Consider the following 6,000-nt stretch of genomic DNA (forward strand, 5'->3'; position numbering starts at 1 on the left):
TAGATCGTCATTTGAGCTTGGAGATCGCATAAGTAATTACACCTGCATTGAGCAACAATTGGGTGAAGGCTGCCATGATTAAGGCTAAAGCCGCTCCTCTCATCCCCATGGTGGGAATCAACCACAGACAGGCGAGTGCGGAAGTTGCCGTGACGGCAATAAATAAGGGGATCTGGACTCGGAAATACCGAGCGGCAGTGATCGCATAGCCCAAAGCTGATGATACATAGCCAACTGCCGCCGCGATCGTCAACAATAGGAATAATTCTTGGTGTTGGGCATATTCTGGGCGATAGATCAGCGTGAGTACTTGTTTGCCACCGATCCAAGCAAACAGAATCCCGATCAGCCCCAGACCGCCAAAAATGATCGCTAACTGAATAGTCAAGATCGAAAACTTCCGCCGATCGGCAGCAGCATAATACCTTGCCAGTCGCGCACTACTAGATTCAGCCAAGGCATTAATGACAATACTCCCCACCACCATCAAGTACGATAATGCTCCAAAAATACCTAAGGTTTTTTCACCTAAATAATTTTGAATAAAATAGCGCGGGACATTGAGATTTAGCGAGATCAACATCATCACAAAGCCTAATGGCAGTGATAACCACGCTAACTTGGATAGAGCTGTGAAATCCCATCGCGATCGCGGCATCATCAGCTTCAAATAGAGGAAGATTCTTGCCAAACTTAACGGCAGCGGGAGCCTCGCAAATCTGTAAATATTTTCCGAGTTCCAGTTCGGTTGCACCGTGATTACTGGCGATCGATCTACTTTGACAGCCGCATATTTAATGAGCAGTTTGGAGGTATTGGGTAGATCGATACCGACCAGGACTATCCCCCACGCGATCGCCAGACCGACTGTCCCCCACACTACGGTACCAGAGAGGTAGACACCCAGACTCATCAACGTCAACGAGAGTATCCCCTTGACGATCATCGATCGCGCGATCCGATCCATCTGCTCGTTTTGCTGGATGAACCCATAGCAGACATCACTAATCGACTCAAAGGCTTTCGCCACCGCGATCAATAAAATTGATAAAGATGTTTCGGTGCGATATCCGGCGGTGGTAACGATGCCGATGATGACTAGCAGGGCGACTGTCGTACCGAGTAGTCTCAACGCCAAATAGTCACCAAATAAAAATTCTCGCTTGGCATCTGTGACTTGTACTGTCCGCAGATGTAGATTGGTAAACATGATTACTGGTGCAGTAACTGCCAGCCCTAATGTAAATTGCCCCACCATTTCTGGACTTCCCAATTTGGCAATTGTCACCAGCATCCCCCATTGGCAAGCAGCATAGATGACATTTCCAATTAATGTCCAAGAAAAGTTATGGCGTAATTTCATACTGTTGTTATTGCGGTGCGCTAATGACCCGATCGCTCAAATCATCAATAGTCTTTCTTTAGATTCTAACCGATGAATATGTAATTAATGAAAATTAAGCATTTATGCCGAACCGCCAATTCAGTCAATTAAAGGCTACTATGATAAAATATTGTGAGTACGCTAAGTAGGTATTTTTATTGTCAATCAATCAGAATACTTTCATTTAATTTGAGCAACTTACTTTGTGAAATTAACTAATAACTAATGACTTGAAGTGAAGATACTGGTATTTCAGTCGTTGGGAGTCTGAGAAATATTAAAGTGTAGATATATTATGATGCCTTTTAAGTTGTTAATAATTAACATAGCATTGAACTTATTTTTTTTAAACGCCACTAACGCGCAAACCACAGAGCCAGCACGGGCGGGCGATGTCTCGTCTCGACCCATCAGCTCTGGGAAATCGCCGCAGCGGATGAGTACAGCACGACCGCTGTTGCCAGCACCGCCCCAGATTGCGAAGTTGTCCGTGGTAGTGACTCAATTTGGCGCAGTCCCCAATGATGGTACTGATGATACGGTGGCGATCCAAACAGCGATCGACACCATCGCTCAAAAAGGTGGCGGGAGTGTGATGTTCCCGCCTGGTACCTACCGGATTTCGATCCAACGCCAGGGCAAACATCTCCAAGCTCTTAAATTGCGATCGCGGGTGAGATTGGCAGCGAGTACGACCAAAGGCGCAACCCTCAAGCTCGCAGATCGCCAGGGGAATTATGAGTCGCTGATGGGTACAGCGGAATACAGTACCCCACTGACGGATTTTGTCATAGCAGGACTGACGATCGACTCCAATGGTCAGCACAATCCCGTGCTGAGGGGTGAAAGCAATGGCAGAAATAGTCCCGATTTTGGCGATGACCAGACTGCCTTACCGCGCGCGGCAGTAAGGGTTTATACAGGGAAACGCATTCGGATCGATCGGACGCGATTTACCAACCAAAATGCGGTCTGGTCGGTGGTGGTCAACGGGACTTTGGAGGGGATGACGGATGTCGCGATTACCAATTCGCGCTTTGACAATGTAGGTGGGAATGCCGTCGATTTCGATCACTCTTCAATCTATACCCAAGGTGCGCGGATGCTCCTAGACAAAAATGTCTTTGTCTCCCGCTCTGGCCCTGGTACCAAAGGCGCGCGCACGGCGATCGAAATTCATGGGAACGATCAGACAGTCATCGGGAACACCATCACCGGCTATGCCAACGGCATCAATGTCACGGGGGTCGGCACTCCCGTCTCGCAGCGTCAGCTCTATCAAGACAATCGCCTCGATGATGTGAATACGGGCTTCACGCTATGGTTTGGGATTCATCCAGGTACTAATCCCGCACTACCAGCATTGCAAAATGTGACGCTCCGCCGCAATACGGTCAATATCAACTCCACCAACTGGCTGCGATCGGGAGTAGCTGGGAGCCAAGGACCTTCGGCGGGGATTATGCTCGATCCCAATAGTAATGCGTCGATCCAAGATTTGACGATCGCGGACAATCGCATCACCTTTGTCAATGCCCAACCTGTGACTTACGAGCACGATCGCTTCTCTGGTGGGATCGTGTTGTGGAAGTATACTCATCCAAACGCGCCGATCGATCGCCTGACTATTGCTGGCAATCGGATCGTCAACGCTCCAGGGGCAGGGATTTGGTCGAATGCCGCGCTGGGAGGAGCTGGTAGCTCCTCCATCGCCAATAACACGATCGTCAATCCTGCCCGCAGCTATCGCCTAGCTGAAGACAATTCTGGAGCCTCGCGGGCGGCGATCTATCTTCAGGCAAATAGCAAGAATCGCAATCTCCGCATCCACAATAATACGATCGTCGATACGCTCGAACCAACGCGATTGAAGTATGGGATCGTAGCCAATTCGGCGTGTACTGGCAGTTGTGGTATTTCCCAAAATATTGTCAAAGCTTCGACATCGATACCTGTGCGCGCAAATGTGAGCTGGGGCGTTCGTCCGCTAGTCCCGACGCGCTTATCCACGTCGATCGATGTCCGTAAAATTTTATTATCATCCCTGCTGCTGCTGCCGATCGTGAAGCGTCCACTCTACAGCATCGCGCTGGCTTTAGTTTTGATGCCGATCGGCATTTAGCCAGATCGGGATCGGCATCCCGATCTTACCGAGGAGGACAACCCCCAGACAAATACCTAGTTGTGGCAATAACATTGATAATATCCCCTGTCAGTTCCCAAAAATTGTTACAATACTTAATAGGGCTAACTAACATCACCTCATGAACACCACATCTGCTAATCAGTTCTCACCAGAGATGAATCGAGTCGATGCTCCGTCTAACCAGTCAGTAGCAGCCGTATCCACTGAACTAGTGGCTGATGCAGAAGTTGTGAATTCCAGACGAGTGAAAGAAATTACCGACGAAACATGGCTAGGCTACGACCCGATCGCCACCGCCGAATATTATAGTAGTCAACCCCTGAAAGTATTTGCCCGCTTCCTGAGCATTTTCCTACCGATCTTTAACTTTGCCTTCGGATTGTTGCTTGACAAATTCACCAACCGTAGCAAAGAAAATCTCGGTAAACGTGCGATCCAAATTCGGACACTATTAACCAAATTGGGGCCAGCATACATCAAAATCGGTCAGGCACTCTCTACACGTCCTGACCTAGTACCGCCTCAATTTTTAGAAGAACTAGCGCAACTCCAAGATAATATTCCTGCCTTCTCCAACGAAATTGCCTATCAATTTATCGAAGAAGAACTCGGCGATAGACCCGAAGCCATCTATGCTGAAATCAGCGATTTACCGATCGCTGCCGCTTCACTCGGACAAGTATACAAAGGCAAACTCTGGAGTGGTGAAACCGTCGCGATCAAAGTTCAACGCCCAGGACTCGCAGACAGTATCGGCTTAGATTTGCATGTCGTGCGGACGCTCTCTATTTGGGCGCAAACTAATTTCCCCCAAATTCGGAGTAACTTAGTTTCGATCGTCGATGAATTTGCCGAGCGGATCTTCGAGGAAATGGACTACGAAAACGAAGGGCGCAACGCTGAAAAGTTTGCCGAATTGTATGGCAGTATGCAGGATATCTACGTACCTAGTATTTACTGGCAATATACGGGTAGACGCGTCCTGACAATGGAATGGATTACGGGGACAAAACTAACCAACCTTGAAGCAGTCGCCGCACAAGGACTCGATGCGACATATCTAGTCGAAGTTGGCGTTCAATGTTCGTTGCGTCAATTATTAGAACACGGTTTCTTCCATGCCGATCCTCATCCTGGCAATCTTTTAGCGACACCCGATGGTAAATTAGCTTACCTAGATTTTGGGATGATGAGCCAAGTTAAACCATACCAACGGTACGGGTTAGTAGAAGCGATCGTGCATTTAGTAAATCGAGATTTTGATGGGCTAGGACGAGATTTTGTTAAGTTGGAATTTCTGACTCCAGATACAGATCTCACCCCGATTATTCCTGCCTTAACTTATGTTTTTAATAGTTCGCTCGGTATTAGCGGTACCAATATCGCCGACTTAGATTTTAAGAGCGTTACCGATCAATTGTCGGGCGTAATGTACGAGTTTCCCTTTCAAGTACCAGCTTACTATGCCTTGATCCTGCGATCGCTCGCCACCCTTGAAGGTATTGCCATTTCTGTCGATCCTAACTTTAAAGTACTCGCCAAAGCTTATCCCTACGTCGCCAAACGACTACTCACAGATCCCGCTCCAGATCTGCGAAACTCCCTCAAAGAACTATTATTCAAAGATGGTTCCTTCCGCTGGAATCGCCTCGAAAATCTCCTCAATAATGCACGGAGCAGCGACGAGTACGATCTCAACCAAGTTATCGACCAAACACTAGATTTTATTCTCTCCGATCGCGGTACCTTTATCCGTGACTACCTCGCGGATGAAATCGTCAGAGGTTTAGACAATTTTGGTAATAACACCCTCCAAAATGTCACCCACGCCATTCAAAAAGGGATCGGCATGAAGGTACCAACGACCGTCAACAACACCCAAGAGTTATCCGAAGGGCTGGGACACATCCAACGGATTTGGAACATCTTGCAGCAGACCAAAGGCTTCGATCCGACGATCGTTTTACCCAAGATCCCCCAAATCTTACTCAAGTCCGAAACCCAATCCTTCGGACAAAAAATCGCTAGCGGTTTAACCCAACGGATGGCAGCTCGGTTGATTCGCGAGGTCTTATTGCAAGATGTGCCGACTGTACCTGTAAACAATCGACCCCAACTCGCTTTACCCAATCGCATCAGACCATAAATCGTTCGCGTAGCGTACCGGAGGTAATCGCAATCTACTCTAGATGGGTACCTCGTGTGGGTACCCTTTTTTGTGAGCAATTACGACGATATCGATTAGGAATGCGAGGCTAGATCCCCGACTTCTTGGAGAAGTCGGGGATCTGACATGCTAGATGCGATCGCAATCGCAACACACCCATTACGAATAACCTGAGTTCGATGAGGCTAGCCTCATCATCAAATCAATTACCTGACTGTGTTTGAGCCAATCACTACCAATCCTCAAAAACTAAGTGTTTCATAAATTATTATCAATAAGCTCTGCTTGTTGATAATTAGCGGT

Annotated in this window: 3 protein-coding genes; 2 read left to right on the forward strand and 1 reads right to left on the reverse strand. The window is 47.8% G+C overall.

Translation table 11 applies throughout. The annotated features are described in order from the left end of the window. Positions 1–7: 7 nt before the first annotated feature. A complete protein-coding gene (locus ACEW9I_RS25245) occupies positions 8–1,363 on the reverse strand; it encodes a lipopolysaccharide biosynthesis protein (protein ID WP_373543090.1) in 1,356 nt (451 codons plus the stop codon). Positions 1,364–1,715: 352 nt separating this feature from the next. Here ACEW9I_RS25245 and ACEW9I_RS25250 point away from each other — a divergent pair, with 352 nt between their 5' ends. Further along, positions 1,716–3,506 carry a glycosyl hydrolase family 28-related protein gene (locus tag ACEW9I_RS25250; protein ID WP_373543091.1) on the forward strand — a complete coding sequence of 597 codons (1,791 nt, stop codon included), beginning with the start codon at positions 1,716–1,718 and terminating at the stop codon, positions 3,504–3,506. Positions 3,507–3,648: 142 nt separating this feature from the next. After that, positions 3,649–5,676 carry an ABC1 kinase family protein gene (locus ACEW9I_RS25255; protein ID WP_373543092.1) on the forward strand — a complete coding sequence of 676 codons (2,028 nt, stop codon included), beginning with the start codon at positions 3,649–3,651 and terminating at the stop codon, positions 5,674–5,676. Positions 5,677–6,000 lie beyond the last annotated feature (324 nt).

The sequence above is a fragment of the Chamaesiphon sp. genome (genome assembly GCF_041738855.1).
Classification (GTDB): domain Bacteria; phylum Cyanobacteriota; class Cyanobacteriia; order Cyanobacteriales; family Chamaesiphonaceae; genus Chamaesiphon.